This is a genomic window from Nocardiopsis sp. CA-288880 (assembly GCF_050955985.1).
In the GTDB taxonomy this organism is placed as follows: domain Bacteria; phylum Actinomycetota; class Actinomycetes; order Streptosporangiales; family Streptosporangiaceae; genus Nocardiopsis; species Nocardiopsis tropica.
The window spans coordinates 4,950,054-4,974,580 of the sequence record NZ_CP192105.1; the positions used below are offsets into that span (position 1 = coordinate 4,950,054).

At 72.6% G+C, this 24,527-nt stretch carries 21 protein-coding genes; 7 read left to right on the top strand and 14 right to left on the bottom strand.

Annotated elements, in window-relative coordinates:
• Window positions 1-3: 3 nt before the first annotated feature.
• The 6 genes from ACQPYD_RS21585 to ACQPYD_RS21610 form a co-directional block, all read right to left on the bottom strand.
• Window positions 4-900 carry a diacylglycerol/lipid kinase family protein gene (locus ACQPYD_RS21585; RefSeq protein WP_433697409.1) on the bottom strand — a complete coding sequence of 299 codons (897 nt, stop codon included), beginning with the start codon at window positions 898-900 and terminating at the stop codon, window positions 4-6.
• A 95-nt stretch (window positions 901-995) separates the two neighbouring features.
• Complete coding sequence (locus ACQPYD_RS21590) at window positions 996-1,433, bottom strand: DUF397 domain-containing protein (RefSeq protein WP_433697410.1); 438 nt, start codon at window positions 1,431-1,433, stop codon at window positions 996-998.
• Window positions 1,434-1,537: 104 nt separating this feature from the next.
• Window positions 1,538-2,368 (bottom strand): twin-arginine translocase subunit TatC, encoded by an 831-nt coding sequence (gene tatC / locus ACQPYD_RS21595; protein WP_433702098.1) that lies wholly within the window; start codon window positions 2,366-2,368, stop codon window positions 1,538-1,540.
• Window positions 2,369-2,672: 304 nt separating this feature from the next.
• Window positions 2,673-3,005 (bottom strand): Sec-independent protein translocase subunit TatA, encoded by a 333-nt coding sequence (gene tatA, locus ACQPYD_RS21600; protein ID WP_433697411.1) that lies wholly within the window; start codon window positions 3,003-3,005, stop codon window positions 2,673-2,675.
• A gap of 66 nt (window positions 3,006-3,071) precedes the next feature.
• A complete protein-coding gene (locus tag ACQPYD_RS21605) occupies window positions 3,072-3,257 on the bottom strand; it encodes a hypothetical protein (RefSeq protein ID WP_433697412.1) in 186 nt (61 codons plus the stop codon).
• 60 nt (window positions 3,258-3,317) lie between these two features.
• Window positions 3,318-5,372 carry a helix-turn-helix transcriptional regulator gene (locus tag ACQPYD_RS21610; RefSeq protein WP_433697413.1) on the bottom strand — a complete coding sequence of 685 codons (2,055 nt, stop codon included), beginning with the start codon at window positions 5,370-5,372 and terminating at the stop codon, window positions 3,318-3,320.
• A 102-nt stretch (window positions 5,373-5,474) separates the two neighbouring features.
• On the opposite strand from ACQPYD_RS21610, the gene ACQPYD_RS21615 reads away from it, so the two are divergent.
• The gene (locus ACQPYD_RS21615; protein ID WP_433697414.1) at window positions 5,475-6,587 is read left to right on the top strand and encodes a DUF3866 family protein; all 1,113 of its coding nucleotides are present in this window, start codon (window positions 5,475-5,477) and stop codon (window positions 6,585-6,587) included.
• A gap of 320 nt (window positions 6,588-6,907) precedes the next feature.
• Here the strand turns inward: ACQPYD_RS21615 and ACQPYD_RS21620 are convergent, their stop codons facing one another.
• The 6 genes from ACQPYD_RS21620 to ACQPYD_RS21645 form a co-directional block, all read right to left on the bottom strand.
• Window positions 6,908-7,921: a methionyl-tRNA formyltransferase gene (locus ACQPYD_RS21620; RefSeq protein WP_433697415.1), complete on the bottom strand. Its 1,014-nt coding sequence runs from the start codon at window positions 7,919-7,921 to the stop codon at window positions 6,908-6,910.
• A gap of 211 nt (window positions 7,922-8,132) precedes the next feature.
• A complete protein-coding gene (locus tag ACQPYD_RS21625; protein WP_433697416.1) occupies window positions 8,133-9,230 on the bottom strand; it encodes an FKBP-type peptidyl-prolyl cis-trans isomerase in 1,098 nt (365 codons plus the stop codon).
• A gap of 151 nt (window positions 9,231-9,381) precedes the next feature.
• The gene (gene pafA, locus ACQPYD_RS21630) at window positions 9,382-10,740 is read right to left on the bottom strand and encodes a Pup--protein ligase (protein WP_267945317.1); all 1,359 of its coding nucleotides are present in this window, start codon (window positions 10,738-10,740) and stop codon (window positions 9,382-9,384) included.
• A 111-nt stretch (window positions 10,741-10,851) separates the two neighbouring features.
• Entirely contained in the window at window positions 10,852-11,601 is a 750-nt protein-coding gene (prcA, locus tag ACQPYD_RS21635) for a proteasome subunit alpha (protein ID WP_433697417.1), read from the bottom strand.
• A gap of 56 nt (window positions 11,602-11,657) precedes the next feature.
• Entirely contained in the window at window positions 11,658-12,500 is an 843-nt protein-coding gene (gene prcB / locus ACQPYD_RS21640; protein WP_433697418.1) for a proteasome subunit beta, read from the bottom strand.
• A gap of 168 nt (window positions 12,501-12,668) precedes the next feature.
• Window positions 12,669-12,872 (bottom strand): ubiquitin-like protein Pup, encoded by a 204-nt coding sequence (locus ACQPYD_RS21645; RefSeq protein ID WP_267945320.1) that lies wholly within the window; start codon window positions 12,870-12,872, stop codon window positions 12,669-12,671.
• Between the two features lie 719 nt (window positions 12,873-13,591).
• Here ACQPYD_RS21645 and ACQPYD_RS21650 point away from each other — a divergent pair.
• The 3 genes from ACQPYD_RS21650 to ACQPYD_RS21660 all read left to right on the top strand — a co-directional run bounded on the left by ACQPYD_RS21650 (window position 13,592) and on the right by ACQPYD_RS21660 (window position 17,751).
• Window positions 13,592-14,716, top strand: coding sequence for a S1 family peptidase (locus ACQPYD_RS21650; RefSeq protein ID WP_433697419.1), 1,125 nt, complete (start codon window positions 13,592-13,594; stop codon window positions 14,714-14,716).
• Between the two features lie 167 nt (window positions 14,717-14,883).
• Window positions 14,884-16,071 (top strand): S1 family peptidase, encoded by a 1,188-nt coding sequence (locus ACQPYD_RS21655; protein ID WP_433697420.1) that lies wholly within the window; start codon window positions 14,884-14,886, stop codon window positions 16,069-16,071.
• 525 nt (window positions 16,072-16,596) lie between these two features.
• Window positions 16,597-17,751 (top strand): S1 family peptidase, encoded by a 1,155-nt coding sequence (locus ACQPYD_RS21660; protein WP_433697421.1) that lies wholly within the window; start codon window positions 16,597-16,599, stop codon window positions 17,749-17,751.
• A gap of 136 nt (window positions 17,752-17,887) precedes the next feature.
• On the opposite strand, the gene ACQPYD_RS21665 is transcribed toward ACQPYD_RS21660, so the two are convergent.
• Window positions 17,888-19,501 carry an amidohydrolase gene (locus tag ACQPYD_RS21665; RefSeq protein WP_433697422.1) on the bottom strand — a complete coding sequence of 538 codons (1,614 nt, stop codon included), beginning with the start codon at window positions 19,499-19,501 and terminating at the stop codon, window positions 17,888-17,890.
• Between the two features lie 107 nt (window positions 19,502-19,608).
• Window positions 19,609-20,907: an MFS transporter gene (locus ACQPYD_RS21670; protein WP_433697423.1), complete on the bottom strand. Its 1,299-nt coding sequence runs from the start codon at window positions 20,905-20,907 to the stop codon at window positions 19,609-19,611.
• Window positions 20,908-21,096: 189 nt separating this feature from the next.
• On the opposite strand from ACQPYD_RS21670, the gene ACQPYD_RS21675 reads away from it, so the two are divergent.
• The 3 genes from ACQPYD_RS21675 (at window position 21,097) to ACQPYD_RS21685 (ending at window position 24,403) form a co-directional block, all read left to right on the top strand.
• Entirely contained in the window at window positions 21,097-22,608 is a 1,512-nt protein-coding gene (locus ACQPYD_RS21675) for a PucR family transcriptional regulator (protein WP_433697424.1), read from the top strand.
• A 216-nt stretch (window positions 22,609-22,824) separates the two neighbouring features.
• Complete coding sequence (locus tag ACQPYD_RS21680) at window positions 22,825-23,487, top strand: DUF4097 family beta strand repeat-containing protein (RefSeq protein WP_433697425.1); 663 nt, start codon at window positions 22,825-22,827, stop codon at window positions 23,485-23,487.
• Window positions 23,488-23,557: 70 nt separating this feature from the next.
• A complete protein-coding gene (locus ACQPYD_RS21685; RefSeq protein ID WP_433697426.1) occupies window positions 23,558-24,403 on the top strand; it encodes an alpha/beta fold hydrolase in 846 nt (281 codons plus the stop codon).
• The last annotated feature ends 124 nt before the right edge of the window (window positions 24,404-24,527 follow it).

Sequence of the window (24,527 nt, forward strand, 5' to 3'; positions counted from 1 at the left end):
AGCCTATGAGGTCAGCTCCAACATCTCGACCGATTTGGGGACGACCTCGCAGACCAGTGGCGGCTCCCCGACCCGCTCGCCGTCGGCGTAGGCGGCGCCGGCCGCGGCGCGGATGGTGACGGAGCGGCCGCGTTCGACCACCACCTCGTCGCATCCGGTGTGGCTGCCGTTGAAGACGCGGGGGAACAGGCGCAGGAACCGGCCCACCGGGGCCTCGCGGACGAAGACCACGTCGAGGAGGCCGTCGTCGGGTTCGGCGTCGGGGCACACGAGCATGCCTCCGCCGTAGGCGCTGGTGTTGCCGACCGCGACGAGCATGCCGGGTTCGGCGATGCGTCTGCCGTCCACCTCGATCTCGAAGTCGACGGGCGCGAAGGAGCGCAGTTCCGCGAGCAGGCCCATCACGTAGCCGGCGCGGCCGAGCCTGAACCGGGAGTCGTTGACCCGCTCGTTGACCCGGGCGTCGAAGCCGCAGGCCAGGACGCTGAGGTAGTAGCGCTGGGTGCCGTCGGCCAGGGTCATGCGCACGGTGTCGGCGGGGCGGGTGCGGCCCCGCAGGATCGCGGCGGCCACGTCCCGGGCCGGGCCGCTGGGGCGGCCGAAGGCGCGGGCGATGTCGTTGCCGGTCCCGGTGGGCACCACGGCCAGGGGGACCCCGGTCCCCACGACACCCTGGAGGGCCTGGTGGACGAGGCCGTCACCGCCGACGGCGACGAGGGCGTCCGGGTTGTCGGAGGCGGCCAGGCGCGCCATCCTCCGGCTGTCGGAGGCCGAGCGCCCGGTGTACACGTGCACTCTGGCCCCGGCGTCGCGGAGCGCCTGTTTGAGCCGGACCGCGGTGACGGCGGCGCGGCGCCTGCCGGAGACGGGGTTGACGAGAAGAGCGATGTGAGGGGGCATACCAGTCCTTGCTACCCCGTAAGGGACAGGGAGGGAGTTCGGAGCTGTGGAGGTCGCCCGCGCACCCCTCGCGCCCGGGTGCGCGCGGGGGTGCGTCAGGAGGCCTCGGAGGCCCCGGCCCGCTGTTCCCGCTGTTCGGCTTCCTCACGCTGGCGGCGATGGTACTCCTCCATCGCCTTGGGGGTGTTCAGCGGGGAGGGCACCCACGCGACCTCGACGTCGACCTCGCCGTTCTGGATCCGGCGCTCCTCCTCGGTGAGGTACTCCTCGGGGATGTCGAACTCGCCGTCGCGGGCGCCCAGGACGAAGGCCTCCCACTCGGCGGGGGTGAAGTACAGCGTGCCCTTCTCGGGGGACTTGCCGTCGCGTACGGCGCGGAAGCCGTCGTCGAAGGTCGCGACCTCCACGACCGCCTCGGACTCCTCCTTGGACAGGGAGGAGCGCATCCAGACGGCGTCGGTGGTGTCGTGCCACTTCTCGTTGCCCATGGCCTCGGGAGGGAGCTCCCGTCGGGCTTCTCTCTGCTCACTCATCGGTCTTCCCCTTCTCCGCGGCCTGGGTCGGCCCGGGGGTGCGCCGGAGCCGACGGTGGGACGAGCCCGCCCCACCGCCCGACCCTAGCGTGTGCCGGGGCCCCTCATGAGCGTTTTCCGGACTCTTCTCCCACGTCGGGCTCGTCCAGGGCGGACGGGGTGTCGTCGAGTTCGGAGATCTCGTCGTCGTCCAGGCCGGCGTAGGGGTCGTCGCGCTTCTTGCGGCGGTCGTTGAGGAAGGCGAACAGCTCGGCGATCTCGAAGAGGACGACGAGCGGGACCGCCAGCGCGAGCATGGAGATCGGCTCGGCCGGGGTGATGACCGCCGCGATCACGAACGAGGAGAAGATGATGACGCGGCGCCACTTGGCGATGGCGGCGTGCGGGAGGACCCCGGAGATGTTGAGCAGGACCACCAGCAGGGGCAGCACGAAGCCGATGCCGAACATGCCCATCATGATGAGCATGTAGTTCAGGTACTCGCCGATGGTCAGGAAGGGGTCGGCGTCCTCGGGCAGGAAGCCGAACAGCATGGTCAGCGCCATGGAGGTGATGGCGTAGGCCAGGGCCGCGCCCCCGGCGAACAGCACGGCGGCCAGCGGCGCGAAGAGGTAGGCGTACTTCTTCTCGCGCCCGTGCAGCGCGGGGGCGACGAACGCCCACAGCTGGTAGAGCCAGAACGGCGCGGAGACGAGTGCCCCGACGAACAGCCAGACCTTGAAGGCCACGAAGAAGGCGTCGAAGGGGCCGGTGACGATGAGGGAGCAGTCGTCGGGTCCGTTGACCTGGGACACCGGCAGGGAGCAGTAGGGCTCGACCAGGAACGCCCACACGTAGTCGTAGACGAGGTATCCCACCACCGCGCCCAGGGCCAGCGCGATGGCCGCCTTGGTCAGTCGGCTGCGCAGCTCGCGTAGGTGCTCCATGAGCGGCATCCGGGCCTCCGGATTGGCCGCCCGGCCTCGTGCGCTCATCGTGTGGTCACTCTCTTCTCCTCCGGGTCCGCGCGGTCGGCGCGGATCCCCATGCCAGCCGTGCGGCGCGGCGCTCCTGCTCGGCGCCGCGCCCGTGTCGCACCCGTGTCCGGCACCGGGGGGTGCCCGTCACGGGAGCCGCCCGCCTCTCGGCGTCGGGCGTCCGGCGGCGCCGCCCTCGGGCGGGCCGCTGAGGCGGAACCGCGGCGTCACACGGTGCGGGGGGCACCGGGGAGCGCGGCTCCACGCGGATGTGGCGCCTGGATCAGTTGCCGTAGGTGCGGTGGGTGGTCTCACCGGACTCGTCGACGATGCGCTGGCCGGGGGGCAGCTGGGGGTAGTTCTGCTGCTGCGGCTGCGACGGCTGCTGGGGGTACTGCTGGCCGGCCGCGGGGTTCTGCTGCTGGGAGGCCTGCTGGGTCTGGGCCCCCTCGGCCTCGGCCTTCTCGTCCTCGTCGATCAGGCCCTTGCTCTCGGCCTTGAGGATGCGGGCGCTGCGCCCCAGGGATCTGGCCAGGTCCGGCAGCTTCTTGGCTCCGAACAGCAGCAGGGCCAGGATCGCCAGGATGGCGAGGGTAGGTCCGTTGAACGGTCCCATGGTTCTACCTCTCTGTGGGGCGCGAACAAGCGCCTTCGATGGTACGCGTATGCGGATACGGGTCCGTCATGTCCCCGCACCGCTTCGACCGACGCGCTCACGCAGGTCATCACTGCTCGCCCGGTACTCGCCCGACGCCCGTGCCACCTGCTCGGACAGCACGCCCGCGGCGCGGCGCACCCGCAGGGCGAGGGCCGCGACGACGGCGAGTCCGGCTGTGAACACACCGAACAGGACGGCGAGGACGATCACGCGTTCACCTTATCCCTTGCGGAGTGACCGCCACCCCTGCCCCCGGTGAACAGCTGGGCCTCACTCGGGCGACGGAGTGGTCTCGACCAATTTCCCACAGGTTCGTTCTGTGCGGTAGTACTCCAACGCCCGCAGTGCTTCGGCGCGCGCCTCCTCGGCGAGCGCTCCGGGCGCCACCACGCGCCCCTCCGGCCCCAGCATCAGCGCGAGGCGCACCACCCAGGCGGGGGCGGGCGTGCGCAGTGTGGCGCGGACCCCTCCCCCGGGGAGCTCGGCCACCGACTCGCACACGTAGTCCTCGGTCACCCAGCCCGCCGTGGGCTCCAGGTCGAGGGTGACCTGGGCGTCGCGGTCCGAGCGCTGGAGCACCCCCGCGGACAGGTCGCGGCGGCCCACCCCCTCGGGGACCTCGGCCGCGTAGGGCAGGACCGTGAGCTCCAGCACCCTGTCCAGGCGGAACAGGCGCACGTCCTCGCGCAGGTGGCAGTACCCCTCCAGGAAGGGGTAGCCGTCCTGGACGACCAGGCCCATGGGGTCCACGTCGCGTTCGGTGACCTGGTCCAGGTAGCCCGACAGGTAGCGCAGGTGCAGGCGCTGCCCGGCCTCCAGGGCGTCGGCGCAGCGCCGCTGGGTCCGGGCGACCTGCTCGTCCCCCTCCACCCGTACCTGGACCGAGTCGGCCAGGGAGCCCAGGGCGGCCCCGGCCGCGGTGCGCAGCTTCTCCCCGACCCGCTTGAGCGCACCGCCCTCCAGTCCCTCGGTCTCGGGGAGCGCCTCCAGCAGGGACAGGCCCACGACCAGGCTGGCCGCCTCGTCGGCGGTGAGCCGGAGCGGCTGGGCGAGGGTGTCGGCGTTGGCGATGATGATCTCGCCGGTCTCCTTGGCCGCGTCGAGGTCGACGTCGATGAGGTCCCCGGGCGTGTAGCCGGGCAGTCCGCACATCCAGAGCAGGCTCAGGTCGGCGACGACCTGCTTCTCGCTGAGCCCGAAGTGCTGGGCGACCTCCGGGACGCGCACGTCGCGGCCCAGGGCGTAGGGCACCAGCATGAGCAGCCGGCGCAGCTGGTCGGCCGAGCGGGGCCCGCGCGCGGGGGCGTCGGTCCCCCCGGCGCCGCCCGTGCCGACGGGCTCGGACGCGGCGGCTCCGGCCGACCCGGCCGTGGCCGCCAGGTGGGCCGCCATCGCCTCGCGGGCCCCGGCGGGCTCGACGATCTCGGCGCGCGAGCCGAACGAGGCGACGCGCCGCACGAGGGCGGGGGTGTCCGAGTAGGGGTAGCTGAGGGTGTCCCAGCCGTTGCCCGAGCCGTCCCTCTCCCCGGGGACCACGCGCAGGGCGCGGCGGCGCAGGGCGTGCGCGGAGTCGGCGCGCACCCGCAGCAGGGCGGTGCGCTCGGGCTCGGCGGTCTGGCCCGCGACCACCGAGCGCAGGTCGACGCCCTCGGGGATGACCACGTCGGGGCCTCCCCGCAGGACGGTCACCTCTCCCCGGATGCGGCCCAGGCGGAACACCCGGCGCGCGTCGCGCAGCCGGTCGTGGCCGACCACGTACCAGTGGCCGCGCAGGTTGACGATGCCCCAGGGCTCGACCTCGCGGGTCTCGGACTCGGCCTGGCCCGGCTTGCGGTAGTCGAAGGAGATGGGGCGCCGGTCCCGCACCGCCTGCCAGACGGGGCCGAAGGAGGGCTCGTCGGTGCGCATCGCGGGGGTGAGCCCGGGTGCGGCCTCGCTGTCCACGGGCACCCCCGCGGAGCGGAGCTTGAACAGGGCGTTGGCCGCCGCCTCGCCCAGGGAGGCGTGCCTCCAGGCACGGGCGGCCAGGCCCAGGACGAGGGCCTCGTCGGGGAGGAGCTCGATCTCCGGCAGCTCGTAGTCGGAGCGGGAGATGCGGTAGCCCTCCTCGCCGCTGACCGCGTCCCCGGTCCCGACCTGGATGGGGATGCCGCTGTCGCGCAGTTCGCGCTTGTCCCGCTCGAACATGCGCTTGAACGCCGACTCGGTGTCCGCCTCGGCGTAGCCGTGCACCGTCTGCCTGATCTCCTGGGCGGTCAGGTGGCGGCGTGTGGACAACAGACAGATGACCAGGTTCAGCTGTCGTTCCGTCTTCCTGCGAGACATCGTCCGCACCCTTCTCGCCCGCGCATGGTGGATGGACCGGTCGGGGTGCGCTCTGGCGCGTCGTCCCTACTCCGGTTCAGCAACGACGGTACCGTGCCTGGCATGATCCGGTGGCGCCGTGGTGAAGTCCTTCAGCTCCTCCCGTCCTGGCCGGGGGTCGCCCTGGCCCTGGTGGCGGTGGACCCCGCCGACGAGGGGGGCGGGGGCGCGGAGGGGACCGGGACGGACCCCGTGGCGACGTGCCGGGCGCTGGCCTACACCGACCTCGTCGGGGAGCCTGAGGTCGGGGACTCCGTGCTGCTCAACACCGGGGCCCTGGACCTGGGTCTGGGGACGGGCGGGTACGCGCTGGTCGTGGCGGTCCCGGACCGCCTCCCCGCCGACCGGGAGGGGCCCGGACACCTGGTGAAGGCCCGCTACACGCCGCTCCAGGCGACCGTGCTGGGCGCGGACGAGCAGGGGTCGCCCCACCACGGGGTGCTGCGGTCCGCCGACGGAGTGGACGGCATGCCCGTGGTGGTGGCCGACCTGCACTCGGCGCTGCCCGCGGTGGTCGCCGGGGTGCGCGCGGAGCGGCCGGGGACCCGGATCGTCAACGTGATGCTGGACGGCGGGGCCCTGCCCGCCGCGTTCTCGCAGCTGGTGGGGGCGCTGCGGGAGGAGGGCCTGGTCGAGGGGTGCGTGACCACCGGGCAGGCCTTCGGGGGCGACCTGGAGGCGGTCACCGTGCACTCCGGGCTGCTGGCGGCCCGGCACGTGATGGGCGCGGAGGTGGCGGTGGTGTGCCAGGGGCCGGGGAACCTGGGCACCGGCACCCCGTGGGGGTTCTCGGGGGTCTCCTGCGGCGAGGCGGTCAACGCGGCGGCCGTGCTGGGCGGGCGCCCGGTGGCCGCGCTCCGGGTGAGCGAGGCCGACGGGCGCGAGCGGCACCGGGGGGTGTCGCACCACAGCATGACCGCGTACGGGCGCGTGGCGCTGGCCCGGGCGGACGTGGTGGTGCCGGTGCTGCCGGGGGTGTTCGGCGAGCGCGTGCGCGCCCAGGCCCGGCCGCTGGGTGAGCGGCACACCCTGGTCGAGGTCGGCGTCGGCGGTCTGGAGGAGGCCCTGGCGTCCCTGCCGGTGAAGGTGTCGACGATGGGCCGCGGGCTCGACGAGGACCGCGCGGCGTTCCTGAGCTCCGCCGCGGCGGGCCGCCACGCGGCGGCGCTGCTGTAGGGGCCGCCCGGCGGCCGTCCACAGCCCCTTCCCCCGCGCCCTCCGGTGGGGTTTCCTGGATACGGGGGTCCCACGGCTCCGCCGGCCCCGTGCTGCCCCGGGGCCGCCCGCGCGCACCCCTCGCGTCCGCCGGACCCGCCCGCACCGGCCCGGGGCGCGGGACGCCCCGTGTGCGCCCCGGCGCCCGCCGGCCCCGGCCCCGGCCGTGCGCGCCGGCCCTGCCGCTCCCCGGCGTCCGGGCGCCCCGGCCCGCCGTGCCCCCGTCCGGCGCCCCCGTCCGGCGGCAGGACCCACTGCCCCGGGCCCCGGAGGCCCGGTTCTCAGGCGCTCTGGAGCGCGTCCGGGCTCGGCGCCTGCCCGGGCACCGGCACCCTGCGGGTGGAGGCGAGCATGTGCTCGGAGGGCGCGTCGAAATAGGCCCCCGGGCGGAACATGGACAGCGAGGTCGGCTCGGCCCGCACCCCCTCGTCGACCCGCAGCGACTCGGGCACGAACACCATCCCGTCCCCGCAGGTGACCCCCCACCTGCGCCCCTCCCCGACCGAGACCACCTGTCCGGGGTCCCCGCCCCGGGCCTCGCCGTGCAGCGCCCCCGCGCACAGGGTGATCCGCGCGCCGCCGAACATCGCGAACGCCCCCGGGTAGGGGGAGGCGAGCGCGCGCACCATCCGGTCCACGTCGCTCCCGGCGGCGGTGAGGTCGAGGTGGCCGTCGCTGGGCCGCCTGGTGGGCCACACCGACGCGTGGCCGCTCTGCGGCCGCCGCGGGGCCGAACCCTCCAGGAGGTCGTCCAGGTGCCGGACCAGCAGCTCCGACTGGAGGTGGCCGACCCGTTCGTAGAGGCCGGTGGCGGTGGCGTCGGCCGGGACGTCGAACCAGCTCTGGTCGACGATGTCGCCGGTACCGGGCTCGCGTTCGAGGTGGAAGAGGGTGACCGCACTGGAGCGCATGGCGCGCAGGATGGTCCAGGGGATGGGCGCGTACCCCCGCCCGACGGGGAGGGGCGAGGGGTGGAGCCCGACCGCCCCCAGCGCCAGCGGATCCAGCACGTCCTCCTGGACCAGCTGCGACCACCCGGCGACGACCATCAGGTCGACGCCGTGCGCGGCGAGGGCGTCCCGGACCTCGTCGGAGTTGATGTCCGCGACGCGCAGGTGCGGCAGGTCGTGGCGGCGAACGACGGACTCGTAGTCGAGGTACCCGCAGCGGTGGGCCAGCTCCCCGGAGTAGGACACCACCAGGGCGGGCGGGCGCCCCTGGGCGCAGAGCTCCTCCAGGGCCGCAACCCCGAGGCGTAGTCCTGACACGTAGCAGTAGCGCCTTCGGTCCGACATCACTCCCCCTCGCCTGTCCACGGATCCTCCGACTCTACGCACGGGGCCCCGCCCGGCCCGGGACCGCGCCCACCGGGCGTGTCAGGCCCCGGCGCCTCGCAGGAGCCCGCCCGCCGCGGGGCCCGGACACGCGGGCGCGAACGGCCCCGGACACGCGACCGCCCCCGCGGGAGGCCCGCGGGGGCGGTCGTACGCGTACGCGCGGAGGCGGCTACTCCCCGCCCTCGGCGGGGTCGGCCTCCTCCTCGGCGCCCTCCTCGGGGGCGGCCCCGCCCTCCTCCTCGGCGGGCGGCGGGTTCTGGTAGGACCCGAGCACGTCGACGACGAAGACGAGGGGGCCGGCGGGAGCGCCCATGGTCTCCTCCTCCGTCGCGCCGTAGGCCATGTCGGCGGGTACGGACAGGAGCAGGCGGCTGCCGACCGGCTGGCCGACGATGCCCTCGTCCCAGCCCTCGATGACGGCTCCCGCGCCGATGGTCGTGTCGAACGGGTCGCCGCCGCGGCTCCACGTGGAGTCGAAGGACGGGTGCTCGCCGTTCTCGTCGGCCTCCCAGCGCACGCCGGTGTACTGGACGATGACCTGCTCGCCCTCCTCCACCTCGTCGCCGGTGCCCTCGATGAGCGGGACGACCTCCAGGTCCTCGGGGGCCTCCGCGCCCTCCGGGAACTCGATGGTCGGCTCGCTGTGGCCCTCCTGGGTCACCACGGGCAGGCCGTCGCCGCCGTCGGTGCTCTGTTCCCCGGGCACGACCGAGCCCTTGTTGAAGCTGTTGACCAGGTCGATGACCAGGACGCTGGCGCCGGCCGGGGCGGCCTGTCCGGCCGCCTCCGCCTGGGCCTGCTCGTCCTCGGTGAGAGGGGGCATGACGTAGACGGCGCGGCTGCCGACGGGCTGGTTGACCAGCACCTCGCTGATCTGCTCCGGCATCTGCTCCATGCGGATCAGGTCGGGGGCGCCGGTCTCGTAGCTGGACATGCCCTCGGCGAGCTCGCCTTCGCCGGGGCCGGTCCACTGGTACTGGACCACGTTGGCGACGACCAGGTCGTCCGCGCGCACCAGCTCGTCCTCACCCGAGCCGGCGCTGACGATGCCCGAGATCTCCTCGTCCGGCGGGTCGGACTCGGGGAAGGTGACCTCCGGTTCCTCACCGACCTCGCCGGTGACGGTGGGCAGCCGCGGGTCGAGCTGGTCCCCGTTCATGCGCAGGAAGGCTGGCGTTCGCCATTCCTCTGGGATGCTTCCGCAGCTTGAGACCGCCAGGGTGATGGCGGCCAGCGGCACCGCGAGGGCGGCGGCACGTCGGTGCATGAGTCACAACCTCTGATTTCCGGCTTGGGACAGGGTCACACTACCGAAAAGTAGGGCCGTAACCACCCCCGGGAGCGCACCGAACGCCAGAACCCCGCCGCGGAGGGCTTTGGTCCTCCGGGCGGGGCCCGTGTCCGGCTGCTGCGGAAGGTCACATTCCGGCGATGAGCTTCTCCACGCGCTCGTCGACCGACTTGAAGGGATCCTTGCAGAGCACGGTCCGCTGCGCCTGGTCGTTGAGCTTGAGGTGCACCCAGTCCACCGTGAAGTCGCGGCGCTGCTCCTGGGCACGGCGGATGAACTCCCCGCGCAGCCGGGCCCGCGTGGTCTGCGGGGGCACCGACTTGGCCTCGAAGATCTTCAGGTCGCCGACCACGCGGTCCATCTGGCCGCGCTTCTGCATGAGGTAGAAGAGTCCGCGGTCGCGGTGGATGTCGTGGTAGGTCAGGTCGAGCTGGGCCACGCGCGGCGACGACAGCGACAGGTCGTGCTTGTCCCTGTAGCGCTCCAGGAGCTGGTACTTGGCGACCCAGTCGATCTCCCGGGCGACGGTGTCCAGGTTCTGGGTCTCGACCGCCTCCAGGGTGCGCTGCCACAGGTCCAGGATGCGCTTGCCGGTGGCGTCGGTGCCGTGCCGGTCGACGTAGCTCTGCACCTTGTCCAGGTACTCGCGCTGGATCTCCAGTGCGCTGGCCTCGCGGCCGTTGGCCAGCCGCACCTTGCGCCGGCCGGTCATGTCGTGGCTGACCTCGCGGATCGCCCGGATGGGGTTCTCCAGCGTGTAGTCGCGCATGACGACCCCGGCCTCGATCATGCGCAGGACGAGGTCGGTGGAGCCCAGTTTGAGGAGGGTGGTGGTCTCGCTCATGTTCGAGTCGCCGACGATGACGTGCAGGCGCCGGAAGCGCTCGGCGTCGGCGTGCGGCTCGTCGCGGGTGTTGATGATGGGGCGGGAGCGCGTGGTGGCGGAGGAGACGCCCTCCCAGATGTGCTCGGCCCGCTGGCTGACGCAGAAGAGGGCGCCGCGGGGGGTCTGGAGGACCTTGCCGGCGCCACAGATGATCTGGCGGGTGACCAGGAAGGGGATGAGCACGTCGGCCAGGCGGCCGAACTCCCCGTGCCGTCCGACGAGGTAGTTCTCGTGGCAGCCGTAGGAGTTGCCCGCCGAGTCGGTGTTGTTCTTGAACAGGTAGATGTCGCCGGCGATGCCCTCCTCGTGCAGGCGCTGCTCGGCGTCGACCTGCAGCCCCTCCAGGATGCGCTCCCCGGCCTTGTCGTGGGCCACCAGGTCCACGAGGCTGTCGCACTCGGGGGTGGCGTACTCGGGGTGGCTCCCCACGTCCAGGTACAGCCGGGCGCCGTTGCGCAGGAACACGTTGCTGCTGCGCCCCCAGGAGACCACCCTGCGGAAGAGGTACCGGGCGACCTCGTCGGGCGACAGCCTGCGCTGTCCCCGGAAGGTGCACGTGACCCCGTACTCGTTCTCCAGCCCGAAGATCCGTCGTTCCACGCGGCCTCACCAACTTCCCGTCACCGGGGTGCGGACGACGGGCCCTCGCCGTCCGCACCCGCCCGGCCGGTGCGGCGCCTCGGGCGCGCCGCACCGTCGTCATCGTTCAGATCACTCGTCGGCCTCGTCCTCGGTGCTGTCGCCGCCCGGGGCGACAGTGCCTCCGGCCTTGCCCTCCTCGATGAGGGCGGTCAGGCGACGGCCTTGGATGCGGCGGAACTTGCGGTGCTGCCTGGAGCGCTCCAGGATCGCGACCTCCAGGTTGGAGGCCTCCAGCTCCCGCTCCTCGCCGTTCTCGCGCGCGAGGGCGCGGGTGGCCGCGTTGAGGGCGGCGCTGAGCGGGGCGTCGGCTGCGAAGCGGTCCTTGAGCTGGGTGGAGACGTGTTCGGACGATCCGCCCACGGCCACGAAGCCCTGTTCGTCGACGATGGAGCCGTCGAAGGTGATGCGGTAGATCTCGTCGTCGTCGGCGGTGTCCCCGACCTCGGCGACGACGATCTCCACCTCCCAGGGCTTGAGGCTCTCGCTGAAGACGGTTCCGAGGGTCTGGGCGTAGATGTTGGCGAGCTGGCGCCCGCTGACGTCGCGGCGGTCGTACTGGTACCCGCGCACGTCGGCGAACCGCACGCCCATCAGGCGCAGGTTCTCGAACTCGGGGTAGCGGCCGACGGCGGCGAAGCCGATGCGGTCGTAGAGCTCGCTGATCTTGTGCAGTGTGCGGGACATGTTGTCCGCCACCATGAGGATCCCGCCCTCGTACTGCAGGACGACGGCGCTGCGGCCGCGCGCGATGCCCTTGCGCGCGTAGTCCGCCTTGTCCTTCATCTGCTGTTCGGGGGCGACGTAGAACGGCATCGACACCGCGGATCGTTTCCTTACCTAGTCGGGAGAAGTCTGGGGTGGGGACGGCTGCCGGATCAGCCCAAATCGACGGTGGGGCCGTCGGGGTGCTCGGCGCGCCCCTCGACCACCTCCGTCGCCAGGCGGGCGACGACCTCGACGGGCAGTCGGCGGTGGCCGTCCTCGGTGATGACGTCGACGAGGGGGAAGATCTTGCGGTGCAGGTCGGGTCCGCCCGTGGCGGAGTCGTCGTCGGCGGCGTCGTAGAGGGACTGGAGCGCCACCTTGGCGGCGCCGGTCTCGTCCAGGTCGTCGCGGTAGAGCTTCTTGATGGAGCCCCTGGCGAAGACCGACCCGGAGCCGATGGAGTGGTAGCGCTGCTCCTCGTAGCGTCCGCCGACGGCGTCGTAGCTGAAGACCCGTCCCACCCCGGTGTTCTCGTCGAAGCCGACGAGGATCGGGACGACGACGAAGCCCTGCATCGCCATGCCGAGGTTGCCCCGGACCATCTGGGCGAGCTTGTTCGCCTTGCCCTCGAGGGAGAGCGAGCGGCCCTCCATCTTCTCGTAGTGCTCCAGTTCGACCTGGTAGAGGCGGGCGAGTTCGATGCCGATCCCGGCGGAGCCGGCGATGGCCACCGCGGAGTACTCGTCGGTCCGGAAGACCTTCTCCATGTCGCGGTTGGCGATGACGTTGCCCTGGGTGGCCCGGCGGTCGCCCGCCAGCAGGACGCCCCCCGGGAAGGTCAGGGCGACGATGGTCGTCGCGTCGGGCGTGAGGTGTTCCGTCCCACCTCCGGCCGGGAGCTTGTGCCCGGGCAGCATCTCGGGGCTGACCGAACTGAGAAACTCGGTGAAGGACGAGGTTCCCGCACTCATGAAAGCGGCCGGCAACCGTCCGCCCTCGAACCCTTCGAACACGCGACTCCCTCCACTCGCGCCCCACCCCGGCGTGGGGGCGGGTGGGGCGCCTGTTGTCCTTGTTTTCGGCGGCCGGGCGGTGCTCCGGCCGATGAGACTGACCCTAGTCGGACGCACGGCGGTGCCGGGGGCGCCCGGGTGCGCTGTCAGCGAACCGCCGCGGAGCGGCTACTCGCCGCCCTTCTGCACGAACTGCCGGACGAAGTCCTCGGCGTTGCTCTCCAGCACGTCGTCGATCTCGTCGAGGATGTCGTCGACGTCCTCGTCGAGCTGGTCCTTGCGTTCCTGGACGTCCGCCGCCGCCTCGGTCTCCTCGACCTCCTCGTCGCGGCGCGAGGCGTGCTTCTGACCGCCGGTGTCCTTCGTCGCCATGGCGTCTTCCCTCCCGTTCGGGCTCCCGTTCGGGGCTCTCGCCCTTATCTTGGCCCAACACCGCGCGACTCAACCCCCTTCCCGGGGCCCGATACCCGCTAGTTACCTCGGATCGTCCGATGTGCGCGCGGCGTGGCCCGCGCGGGCGCCCGTTTCGCACCGGGCGTGTCTCCCGGAGCGGTTCCCGGGGCGTTCGGTCCCCGGGCCCGCGCCTCCGGGCAGGACGAGATACATCGCAAAGCTGTTCGGAAAACGCACGCTTGTCCGCCAGGCAAACAAAGTTACCCATGAGTTACCGCTCTGACCTTTGCAGTTACATATGCGTGGCCGAACCATCACGGATGGCACCCGGTTCCAGTGGCCGCATCCGGCCACACAACACCCCTTGCGCCGAGAGCTCATGTGTGATCCGAAAATGATCACAGTAGGAAACTACAAGGTCAGGCATGTCGTCACGATGCGTGATTGGAACAAAAGCATCGGATCATCACATGATCCTTTCGCCACCTGAATGAAATACCAGGTTCTCGGTCCTTTCGTTGCCCAAGATGTGCACTTAACGTGGATGAACGTTGACCGAGTGTCTTGACTGCAGGACATACGGCGAACCGGCCGGAGTTTTCGTCTCATCACGGGCTCCGGTCCGGGGTCCGACGCCCTCGCCGGCGGGCGTCGGGCCCCGAACCCCCGTCAGAATTCCCCAAGGAGAGTAGGGATCTATGCGACCCTCCCCCGTTATCTCCGCGATCGGCACCGGCGCACTCGCGTTCGGCCTGGCGTTCTCCGTGACGCCGGGCGCGACCGCGGCGGTCGTCCCCGCCGAGCCCGCCGCCAGCGGCGGGTCCGCGACGATGCTGGAAGCCCTCGAGAGGGACCTCGGCCTCACCCCGCTCGGGGCCGAAGCACTTCTCGAGGCCCAGGAATCCGCCTTCGAGACCGACACCGAGGCCACCGAGGCCGCGGGAGACGCCTACGGCGGCTCCCTGTTCGACCCCGAGACACAGGAGCTCACCGTCCTGGTGACCGACGCCGCGGCCGTCGACGCGGTCGAGGCCGCCGGCGCCGAGGCCACCGTGGTCTCGTACGGCACCGAGGGCCTGGCACAGGTCGTGGACGAACTCGACGCGGTCGGCGCGCCCGAGGGCGTCGTCGGCTGGTACCCGGACGTGGAGCGCGACACCGTCGTCATCCAGGTCACCGAGGGCGCGAACGCCGACGGCCTCATCGAGGCCTCCGGGGTGGACGCCTCCGCCTTCGAGGTGCAGGAGACGGTCGAGGCGCCCAGACTGCTGGCCGAGATCGTCGGCGGCGAGGCCTACTACATGGGCGGCGGCCGCTGCTCCATCGGCTTCGCCGTGCAGGGCGGCTTCGTGACGGCGGGCCACTGCGGCACCGCCGGCACCACCGCCGAGAGCTCCGACGGCACCGGCTCCGGTGTGTTCGAGGAGTCCGTCTTCCCCGGCAGCGACGGCGCCTACGTCGCTGCCACGTCCAACTGGACCGGGACGAACCGGGTCGAGGGCAGCTCCTCGACCGTCTCCGGCTCCACCCAGGCGCCGATCGGGTCGGCCGTGTGCCGCTCCGGCTCCACCACCGGCTGGCACTGCGGCACCATCGAGGCCCGCGGCCAGACGGTGAGCTACCCGGAGGGCACGGTCGAGGACCTGACCCGGACCGACGTGTGCGCCGAGCCCGGCGACTCCGGCGGCTCGTTCATCTCCGGCTCGCAGGCCCAGGGCGTCACCTCCGGCGGCTCCGGCGACTGCACCTCCGGCGGTACGACCTACTACCAGGAGGTCGAACCGCTGCTGAGCTCGTGGGGGCTCAGCCTGGTGACCGGCTGACCCCGGCCGCCGAACGGGCCGTCCGGCCCACCGCAGCGCGTCCCCGTCCGCACCCGCGGGCGGGGACGCCTGCCGTCTCCGTCGTCCACAGGCGCAGAGGACGTCTGGCGCCGTGCGGGCTTTCGGGTTCTCCTGGAGACACCCCTCCCCCAGGAGAACGGACGACCATGCACACCTCCCCATCCTCCTCCCCCGTGCCGCGAGCCGCCGGCGCCCTCCTCGCGCTCGCCCTGACCACCGTCCTCGCCCTCGGATCCGCGCCGGCGCCCTCGTGGGCCGCCCTCCCCGCCGCCCCGGACTCCACCGCGCCCGCCCGCCCCGGGCCTTCCGCCGGTCCGGCCGACGCCGTCGCGGCGCAGTTCGGCCTGAGCCCGTCGGCCGCCCGGGACCTGCTCAGAGCCCAGGAGGAGGCCGCCCGTGCGGACGCGGAGGCCGCCGAGGCCGCCGGTCCCGCGTACGCGGGCTCCTTCTTCGACAGCGGCACGCTCCGGCTGACCGTCCTGGTCGACACCCCCTCCGTCGCCGAGGAGGTGCGAGGGACCGGAGCGCGGGTCGAGGTGGTCCCGCGCTCCGCCGACGAGCTGGACGGCGTCGTGGCCGGCCTCGACGCGGCCGGGCCCCGCCCGGGGGTCGTCGGCTGGTATCCGGACCCGTCCGAGGGCGCCGTGGTCGTCGAGACCGTGGACGGGGCCTCGTCCGAGGCCGCCGCCCTCGTCGAGGACGCCGGTGTGGACCCCGCCGCCGTGCGGGTGCGGGAGGGCGCGGAGCAGGCGGTCCCCTACGCCGAGGTCGTCGGCGGCCGCCTGTTCCGGACCGGCGGAGGCGTGTGCACCATCGGCTTCGCCGCCACCGCCGCGGGGGAGCCCGGCTTCCTGACCGCGGGCCACTGCGGCACCGCGGGCGCCCCGGTGGAGAGCATCCCCGCCGGGGCCGCGGGGACCTTCCAGCACTCGCAGTTCCCCGGCTCCGACGGCGCGTTCGTCCGCGTGGGGCCCGGGTGGACCCTCACCAACCTGGTCGACGACCAGGCCGGGGGGTTCGCCGAGGTCACCGGTTCACAGCCCGCGCCGATCGGATCGACCGTGTGCACGTCCAACCCCTACAGCGGGTGGCGCTGCGGCAGGATCCTGGGCCGCAACCACACGGTGAGCTACCCCCAGGGCACGGTCCACGGCCTGACCCGGACCGACGTGTGCTCGGGCCCCGGGGGCTCCGGCGCCCCCTTCGTCGCGGGCTCGCAGGCCCAGGGCGTGACCTCCGGCGGCTCCGGCAGCTGCGTCTCGGGCGGCACCACCTACTTCCAGGACGTCAACCCGCTCCTCGCCATGTGGGGCCTGGAGCTGGTCACCTCCTGAGGCCTGCCACCGCCTCGGGCCCGTGGGCGGCCGGCGTCCCGCAAGGACGGCCGCCCACGCGTCCGCATCCGGCCAGACGCCCGCGCCCGGGGCCGCGTCGCGAACCGTCCGCACAGCCCCTTTGGCACCTCTGTGACCTCTGGTGTTACATCCAGGTAGCCAGGCTGTCACGAACGGTACCGGGTACCGGTGTCCGCATCCGGCCACGGAGCACACCTTGCGCACGGACCACCGCTTCGTTCCGTGAGCGTCCGACTGCGGAAACCGCAAGGTCGCACACCGGGCGGCTACGCGTAGCCATGACGGAACAGAGGGTCATCGGACGATCCTTTGTACGTCTGAATAGATCAACACAGAGCGGGTCTTTCCCTCACCAAAGTGTCCATTTATGTTGGGGATCGTTTACCGGATGTCTCGGTGAATTCCGGACGTCGGAACAACCCCGGCCTCCGGAAATGGGGTTTCCGTCCCGACCGGCGCGGACACTCCGAATCCCCCTTGATCCCCCTTGGAGAGTAGACACCCATGCGACCCTCCCCCGTCATCTCCGCCATCGGCACGGGAGCCCTGGCCTTCGGCCTGGCCCTGTCCCTGGCGCCGGGCGCCCTCGCGGCGACCGCCCCCCTCCCCCAGGGCCCCGTCGCCGACGACAACGCCGCCAGCATGTTCGAGGCCCTCGAGCGCGACCTCGACCTCACCCAGTCCGAGGCCGAGTCCCTCCTGGAGGCCCAGGAGGCCGCCCTGGAGATCGACGCAGAGGCCACCGAGGCAGCCGGCTCCGCCTACGGCGGTTCCACCTTCGACATCGACACCCACACCCTCACCGTCCTGGTGACCGACGCCGCGGCGGTCGAGGCCGTCGAGGCGACCGGCGCCGAGGCGAGCGTCGTCTCCTACGGGACCGAGGGCCTGGCCGAGGTCGTGGACGACCTCAACGCGGCCGACGTCCCCGAGGGCATCGTCGGCTGGTACCCGGACGTCACGAGCGACACCGTCGTGGTCGAGGTCCTGGAGGGCTCCGGCGCCGACATCGACGCCCTGCTCGCCGAGGCGGGCGTGAATGCCTCCGCCGTCCAGGTCCAGGAGACCAGCGAGACCCCCGAGACCTACGCCGACATCATCGGCGGCCTCGCCTACACCATGGGCGGACGCTGCTCGGTCGGCTTCGCCGCCACCAACAGCGCCGGACAGCCCGGCTTCGTCACCGCCGGCCACTGCGGCACCGTCGGCACCGCGGTGACCATCGGCAACGGCCGCGGCACCTTCCAGAACTCGGTCTTCCCCGGCAACGACGCCGCGTTCGTGCGGGGCACCTCCAACTTCACCCTGACCAACCTGGTCTCCCGCTACAACACCGGCGGCTACCAGAGCGTCACCGGCACCAGCCAGGCCGCCGTCGGCTCCGCCATCTGCCGCTCCGGCTCCACCACCGGCTGGCACTGCGGCACCATCCAGGCCCGCAACCAGACGGTGAGCTACCCGCAGGGCACCGTCTACTCGCTCACCCGCACCAACGTGTGCGCCGAGCCCGGCGACTCCGGCGGCTCGTTCATCTCCGGCTCGCAGGCCCAGGGCGTCACCTCCGGTGGCTCCGGCAACTGCTCCGTCGGCGGCACCACCTTCTACCAGGAGGTCCTGCCGATGGTGAACTCCTGGGGCGTCAGCATCCGCACCAGCTGACCCTCCTCACCACCCCTGACCGTCCCCGCCCGCGTCAGCGGGCGGGGACGCCCATGTCCGCGGGGCGGCGCCGGGCGACCGGCGCCGCCCCGGCGCTCCGCCCGGCCCCGCGCGCGGCGGGACCGGGCAGGGCCCCTCAGGAGGCGCGGTGGGCGACGCGCCCGTCCAGCACCGTCAACCAGGCGTCGACCTCGCGCAGACGCTGCTCCGGCAGCGACTCGACGTCGCGGTCCAGAACCACCAGGTCGGCCAGGTATCCGGGGCGCAGGGCCCCCAGCCGGTCCTCCACACCGAGGGCGTGGGCGGCGTCCAGGGTGTGGGCGCGCAGCGCCTCGTGCAGGGTGACGGCCTGCTCGACACCGATCGGGTCGCCCTCCCGGGTGGTACGGCACACCGCGTTGGCGACGGTGTCCATCGGACGCAGGCTGGACACGAACGAGTCGCTGGACAGCACAGGGCGCAGACCCAGGTCGATCTCCTCGCGCATCGGCTGGAGCCGGTGCGCCCGCTCGCCGAGGCGGCGGACGAAGTCGCCGCCGCTGTCGTACAGGAAGTTGGGCTGGTTGACCGGGATGACCCCGTAGTCGGTGAAGCGCTTGGCCTGCTCCGGGGTCGGGTAGCCGCAGTGCTCCACCCGCGGGCGCGGGTCCGGGCCGGACACGCGCGCGGCCGAGGCGATGGCGGCCAGGGTGTTCTCCATCGCCGCGTCGCCCTGGGTGTGGACGGCCACCTGCCAGCCCTCTGCCGCCGCCCGCGTCACCAGGTCGACGAGCTGGTCGGGGTGGTGGTAGAGGCTGCCCGCGAACTCGCCCCGCTCGCCGTAGGGGACGCTGAACTTGGCTGTACCGCCCAGGAGGGTCCCGTCGGAGTAGAACTTCATGCCGGTCAGGCGCAGCCAGTCGTCGCCGAAGGGGCTCGCCAGCCCCGCGTGGGTGAGCGAGTCCAGCTGGTGGGAGAGCGGCATGCCGAACGTGCGCAGCGGCAGGGTCCCGGCGGCGCGGGCGGCCCGGTAGACGCGCAGCTCGCGCGCCGACACCTGCGGGTCGCACACGGTGGTGACACCGGCCGACAGGTAGGGGACGGCGGCGGCGGAGAGCCAGCCCAGCAGCTGATCGGCCGGGAGGTCGGTGTGGAAGTTGGGGCCGTGGCAGCCGATGTCGACCGCCAGGGGCAGCAGCAGCTCCATGGCCGAGTCCAGGACCATCCCGGTCAGGCGCCCGCCCTCGTCGCGCACGAAGGAGCCGCCCGACGGGTCGGGGACGTCCTCGCCGATACCGCTCCAGGCCAGGGCGGCGGAGTTCACCACCGCCTGGTGGCCCGAGACGTGGTAGACGATGACCGGGTGCTCGCTGGTGGCGCCGTCCAGGTCGCGGCGGGTGGGGCGGCCCCCGGGGAACTTGGCGTCGTCCATGTGGAAGGCGCGGATCCACTGCCCCGGCGGGGTCCGCTCGGCCTCGGCCCCGATGACCGCGACCAGGTCGGCCGCGCTGCCCACGCGCGGGTAGCCGGCGTCGACGGCGGCCAGCGACTCGGCGGTGGACAGCAGGTGGTTGTGCGGGTCGATGAACCCGGGCAGGACGGTCCGCCCGCCCGCGTCCACCTCGGTCGCGCCGGGGCCTGCGGCGGCCCTGGCGGCCTCGACGCTCCCGGCGAGGCGGACCCGTCCGTCGAGCACGGCGACGGCCTCGGCCCGCGGGTTGGTGTCGTCCATGGTCAGGACTTTGGCGTTGTGGATGAGCAGACCGGACACGGGTGCGGTTCCTCCCTGGGTGGGGTGCCGCCGGACGGAATGGCCCGGCGGCGGTGGGTGTGCGACGGTGCCGCCGCGGTGCGGCGGCGGGTGTGCGGACGGCCGCGTCAGGCGGCGGTGACCAGGTCGTCGTCCTGGTGGCGGGGGGCCTTGACCAGGCAGGCGATGCTCACCACGCCCATGGCCATGAGCAGGCCGGCGACGGGCAGGATGCTGCCGGTCACGGCGAACAGGGCCGTGCACACGATCGGGGACAGGCCGCCGAAGACGGCGCCCGCGACCTGGTAGGCGATGGAGATGCTGGTGTAGCGGGCCCGGGGCGGGAACATCTGGGCGAGGACGCGGGCGATGGGGCCGTAGACGGCGGCCATGGCCAGGCGCATGACGCACAGCATCACGAAGATCAGGAGGGTGCTGCCGGTCTCCATGACCAGGAACTGGGGCAGGGCCAGGACGATGACCCCCACCAGGCCGATGGTGACGACCCGGACGGTGCCGAAGCGGTCGCCCAGCCAGGACACCCCGAGGGTGGCGACCAGCTCGACGAACGCGGCCAGGCTCAGGCCGTTGAGGATGACCTGTTCGCTGACGCCGACCTCGACGCCGTAGGCCTGGAGGAACGTGGTGACGATGTAGTAGCCGCCGACGGCCACGGGCAGGACGCCGATGCCCAGCAGCAGGGGGCGCCACGAGGTGCGCACGGCCTCGCGCAGGGGCAGCTCCGCCGGTCGGCCGTCGTTCTCCTGGACGGCCTCGAAGACCGGGGACTCCTCGACCTTCAACCGGATCAGCAGGCCCACCAGGACCAGCAGGACCGAGGCGAGGAAGGGCAGGCGCCAGCCCCAGGTGTACAGCAGGTCGGCGTCCCAGGCGGCGATGAGCCCGAACGAACCGGTGGCGAGCAGGGCGCCGGCGGGGTTGCCCAGCTGAGCGAAGGCGCCGTAGAACGTCTTGCGGTTCTCGGGGGCGTGCTCGACCGCCATCAGGACGGCGCCGCCCCACTCCCCGCCCACGGCGATGCCCTGCACGAAGCGCAGCAGCACCAGGAGCAGCGGGGCGATGAAGCCGGCCTGCTCGTAGGTGGGCAGGAGGCCCACGCAGAACGTGGCCACGCCCATCATCAGCAGCGTGATGACCAGCGCCGACTTGCGGCCGAGCCGGTCACCGAAGTGGCCGAAGACGATCCCGCCGAGCGGGCGCGCGAAGAAGCCCACGGAGAAGGTGGCGAAGGACGCCATCAGCCCGATCATGGGGTCGGTGCCGGGCGGGAAGAACAGGGTGCCGAACACCAGGCTGGCGGCCGTGGCGTAGACGTAGAAGTCGAACCACTCGATGGTGGTGCCCACGAAGGCCGCTATCGCCGCACGCGCCGGGTGCGAGGACGTGGGGGCGGTCCGGTCTGACATGTGTACTCCGTTGCGCGTTCGGTGAGTCCCGGCCGCACCCCTGGGAGGGGTGTCGCCGCTGGCCACAGCCGGTTCGGATGTTGTTGTGACCGTAGACACCCCGAGGCCGCCCGGGTCGGGACGGTCCGCACTCCACGCGCTGTTACAAATGTGCAAGGTGCACACAACCCCCTCCGGAGGTGGGATCCCGTGACGATCACGGTCGGCGATATCACCGCGAACCCCGCCCTGGAGGTGCGGGCCGCGGCCGGGCACACCGGCCTGGGCCGGTCCATCCGCTGGGCGCACGTGACCGAGCTGCACGACCCGGTGCGGTGGCTCCGCGGCGGCGAGCTGGTGCTGACGGTCGGGCTGGGGCTGGGCTCCGACGAGCGCTCGCGCCGGGAGTACGTCCGCCGCCTGCACGGGGCCGGGTGCGCGGGACTGGCCTTCGCGATCGACGTCTGGCTGCGCGAGATCCCGCCCGAGGTGCTGGAGGAGGGCGACTCCCTGGGCCTCCCGGTCCTGCGGGTGGAGGGCAAGACCCCGTTCATCGCGGTGGTGGAGACGGTCGCCGACCACTACGCGGCCGAGCGGACACGGGAACAGCACCGGCTGCTGACCGCACAGGACGCGATGGCGCGCGCCGCCCTGCGGTCGGGGCCCGCCGGGGTGATGGGAGAGCTGTCCTCGTCGACGGCCGGCGCGTCCCTCCTGCTGGACCGGAACGGGATGACCAGTGTGTCGGTGCCGGGCACCGAGCCCCCCTGGCACGCGACGGTGCGCTCGGCGCTGGCGGGGCGCCCGCGCGGGATGACGCTGCTGGCGGACGGGGACGCGACGATCCTGCTCCAGACGCTGGGTCCGGCCGGGCGGACGCTGGGCTGGTTGGCGCTGCACTGCCCGTTCCCGGTCACCCCCCACGTGCGGATGCTCGCCAACCACGCGGCGTCGCTGCTGGCGGTGGACCTCCTGCACTCACGCGACGCCCGGCGGGCGCTGCACCGCGAGCGCGCGCCCGTGCTCCGCGCCGTCGCGACCGGACGCCCCCAGGTCCAGCTGACCCTGCCCGTCCCCCCGTGGGAGGTGGTGTGCCTGCGAACCTCCGACCCGGCCGCTCTGATGGACCGCGCGGCGGACGCGCTGGTCGACGTGCTGGGCGACACCGACGTGGCCCACCGGGTGGGACTCGCCGCCCTGGACGACGTGCTGCTGGCGGTGCTGCCGGCGAGCGGTCGGCCGCACACCGGGGAGCGCCTGTTCACGGCCCTGGCCTCGGAGGCGGACGGCCCCTCCGCCGCGGGTGCGTGCGGCGCGCGCCGTCCGGACGACCTGCCCTCCGCCGTGGACCGGGCCCGCAACGCCGCCGCCGACGGCTACCGGCACGTGGACGAGGCCGACGCGTGGGCCCTGCTCCGGTCCTCGGTCCCGGCGACCGGAGCACGCGTCTTCGACCAGGCGGTCCTGGGGCAGCTGCGCGACCACGACGCGCGCAACGCGACGGAGCTGGCGCACACGCTGCTGCACTACCTGGACAACAGCGCCCAGGTGGAGGCGACCGCACGGGACCTCGGGATCCACCGCAACACGCTGCGTTCGCGGCTGCGCATCGCCGAGCGGGTCATGGGCCGCTCCCTGGACGACCCCCGCACCCGGTTGGAGCTGTGGACCGCGCTGAGCCTGGACCCCATGCCCTGCTTCGACGGCATCTGGCACAGCTGAGCGGGAGCGGCGGCCCCGGTCGGCCCCCATAGCGTTCATTCTTCAACCATTGCAATGAATGACATCCTCATCGTTGCATTATCTCACCCCCCACTGCAACACTTTGGCTGCATTCACCTGCACTGATGGCAGTTTTGTGCAACAATCATGTTGCTGAAAAAGGAAAGACAACGTAGCGTTTCCCGTATCAGAAACAAACGAGCACGGGAGCGCACGATGCAGAAGTTCACCACCCCCACCCCGATCTCCGCCGTCCTGGACGTCCCCGCCGGCCGCATCCAGTTCATCGCCGCGGACCGTGCCGACACCACCGTCGAGGTCCGGCCCGCCGACCCCTCCAAGAACCGCGACGCCAGGGCCGCCGAGCAGACCACCGTCGTCTACACCGACGGCGTCCTGCGGGTCACCGCCCCGGCCCCCGACCGGCTCTTCGGCTCCACCGGATCCCTGGACGTCACCGTCCGGCTGCCCGCCGGCTCGGCCGTCGAGGCCACGTCCGCCGCCGCCGAGCTGCGCGGTGTCGGACGCCTCGGTGACGTCGCCTTCGAGGGCTCCTACCGGCTGACCAAGATCGACGAGGCCGCGAGCGTCCGCCTCACCGCCGTCGACGGCGACGTCGAGGTCGGCCGACTCAACGGCCCCGCCGAGATCAGCACCACCCGGGGCGACATCCGCATCGCCGAGGCCGTACGCGGCACGGTCGTGCTGCGCACCCAGTCCGGCGACATCTCGGTCACCGCCGCCATCGGCGTCTCGGCCTCCCTGGACGCCGGCGCCGACCGGGGCCGCATCAGCAACGCCCTCAAGAACGACGGCACCACCGAACTCGACATCCGCGCCACCACCTCGCTCGGCGACATCACCGCCAACAGCCTCTGAGAAAGCACGACCGGGCCCGACACGGCGCCCTGAGCACTCCTGCAGAACACCCCTCACGACAAGGCGAGACATGACGAAGAACAGCACTTCCCCGACCCGCGCGGCATGGACCGGCATGGTGCCGGTCGACGACACGGCGCTGGCCGTCACCGACACCGGCGGCCCCGGCACCCCCGTCGTCTACCTCAACGGACAGTTCGCCACCCAGGGCTACTGGCGCCGGGTCATCGCCGACCTGGGCCCCGGATGGCGGCACATCACCTACGACGAACGGGCCCGCGGCAGAAAGTCGCGGACGTCGGCGGACTACTCCTTCGAGATCGCCGTCCGCGACGTCGACGCCGTCCTGGCGGCCAGGGGCGTGGAGCGGGCCCTGGTCGTGGGCTGGTCCTACGGCGCGTTCGTCGGAGCGCACTGGGCCAGCCGCAACCCGGACCGGGCCCTGGGCGCGGTCCTGGTCGACGGCGCCTTCCCCTACGACTGGATCGACGAGGCCACGGAGCAGCGGATCCGGAAGCTGTTCAAGCGGTTGAGCCCCTTCACGGCGCTGATGCGCCCGACGGGCCTGACCCCGCGGATGAACGCCGAGCAGATGGCGGACAGCAACATCGAGATCGGCCGGATCTCCCGGGAACGCGAACTGGGCCCGGTGCTGGACGCCATCGCCGTCCCGACACGGTACGTGGTCGCCTCGGGGACGTCCTTCGGCAGCAAGGGTGACGAGCAGGAACAGATCCGCACCAGTCTCGACGGGGTGACCGCGCGCAACCCCCACATCCGGGTCAGCGCGAAGGTTCCCAGCAACCACGGCGCGATCCTCAAGAAGGACTTCCACGCCATCGCCGAGGCCGTACGCGAGGCCGCAGCCCGGGGAGGCGAGCCCGCGAGCGAACCCGGGCAGCCGCCGGCGGAGTGACCCCTTCCGGCGAGGGGTCGGCGGCGGAACAGCCCTCGGGCGCCCGTCCGCCCCGGAAAAGGGAAGTGCCCCCGCGCGACGCTAGGTCGCGCGGGGGCCTCCGCGTCTCGCCGGACCCTGCGGC

Bases quoted from the DNA above. Each gene is read 5' to 3' on its own strand.
- ACQPYD_RS21585 (WP_433697409.1), bottom strand. From the start codon at position 900: ATGCCCCCTCACATCGCTCTTCTCGTCAACCCCGTCTCCGGCAGGCGC.
- ACQPYD_RS21590 (WP_433697410.1), bottom strand. From the start codon at position 1,433: ATGAGTGAGCAGAGAGAAGCCCGACGGGAGCTCCCTCCCGAGGCCATG.
- tatC (WP_433702098.1), bottom strand. From the start codon at position 2,368: ATGCCGCTCATGGAGCACCTACGCGAGCTGCGCAGCCGACTGACCAAG.
- tatA (WP_433697411.1), bottom strand. From the start codon at position 3,005: ATGGGACCGTTCAACGGACCTACCCTCGCCATCCTGGCGATCCTGGCC.
- ACQPYD_RS21610 (WP_433697413.1), bottom strand. From the start codon at position 5,372: ATGTCTCGCAGGAAGACGGAACGACAGCTGAACCTGGTCATCTGTCTG.
- ACQPYD_RS21615 (WP_433697414.1), top strand. From the start codon at position 5,475: ATGATCCGGTGGCGCCGTGGTGAAGTCCTTCAGCTCCTCCCGTCCTGG.
- ACQPYD_RS21620 (WP_433697415.1), bottom strand. From the start codon at position 7,921: ATGTCGGACCGAAGGCGCTACTGCTACGTGTCAGGACTACGCCTCGGG.
- ACQPYD_RS21625 (WP_433697416.1), bottom strand. From the start codon at position 9,230: ATGCACCGACGTGCCGCCGCCCTCGCGGTGCCGCTGGCCGCCATCACC.
- ACQPYD_RS21645 (WP_267945320.1), bottom strand. From the start codon at position 12,872: ATGGCGACGAAGGACACCGGCGGTCAGAAGCACGCCTCGCGCCGCGAC.
- ACQPYD_RS21650 (WP_433697419.1), top strand. From the start codon at position 13,592: ATGCGACCCTCCCCCGTTATCTCCGCGATCGGCACCGGCGCACTCGCG.
- ACQPYD_RS21655 (WP_433697420.1), top strand. From the start codon at position 14,884: ATGCACACCTCCCCATCCTCCTCCCCCGTGCCGCGAGCCGCCGGCGCC.
- ACQPYD_RS21660 (WP_433697421.1), top strand. From the start codon at position 16,597: ATGCGACCCTCCCCCGTCATCTCCGCCATCGGCACGGGAGCCCTGGCC.
- ACQPYD_RS21670 (WP_433697423.1), bottom strand. From the start codon at position 20,907: ATGTCAGACCGGACCGCCCCCACGTCCTCGCACCCGGCGCGTGCGGCG.
- ACQPYD_RS21680 (WP_433697425.1), top strand. From the start codon at position 22,825: ATGCAGAAGTTCACCACCCCCACCCCGATCTCCGCCGTCCTGGACGTC.
- ACQPYD_RS21685 (WP_433697426.1), top strand. From the start codon at position 23,558: ATGACGAAGAACAGCACTTCCCCGACCCGCGCGGCATGGACCGGCATG.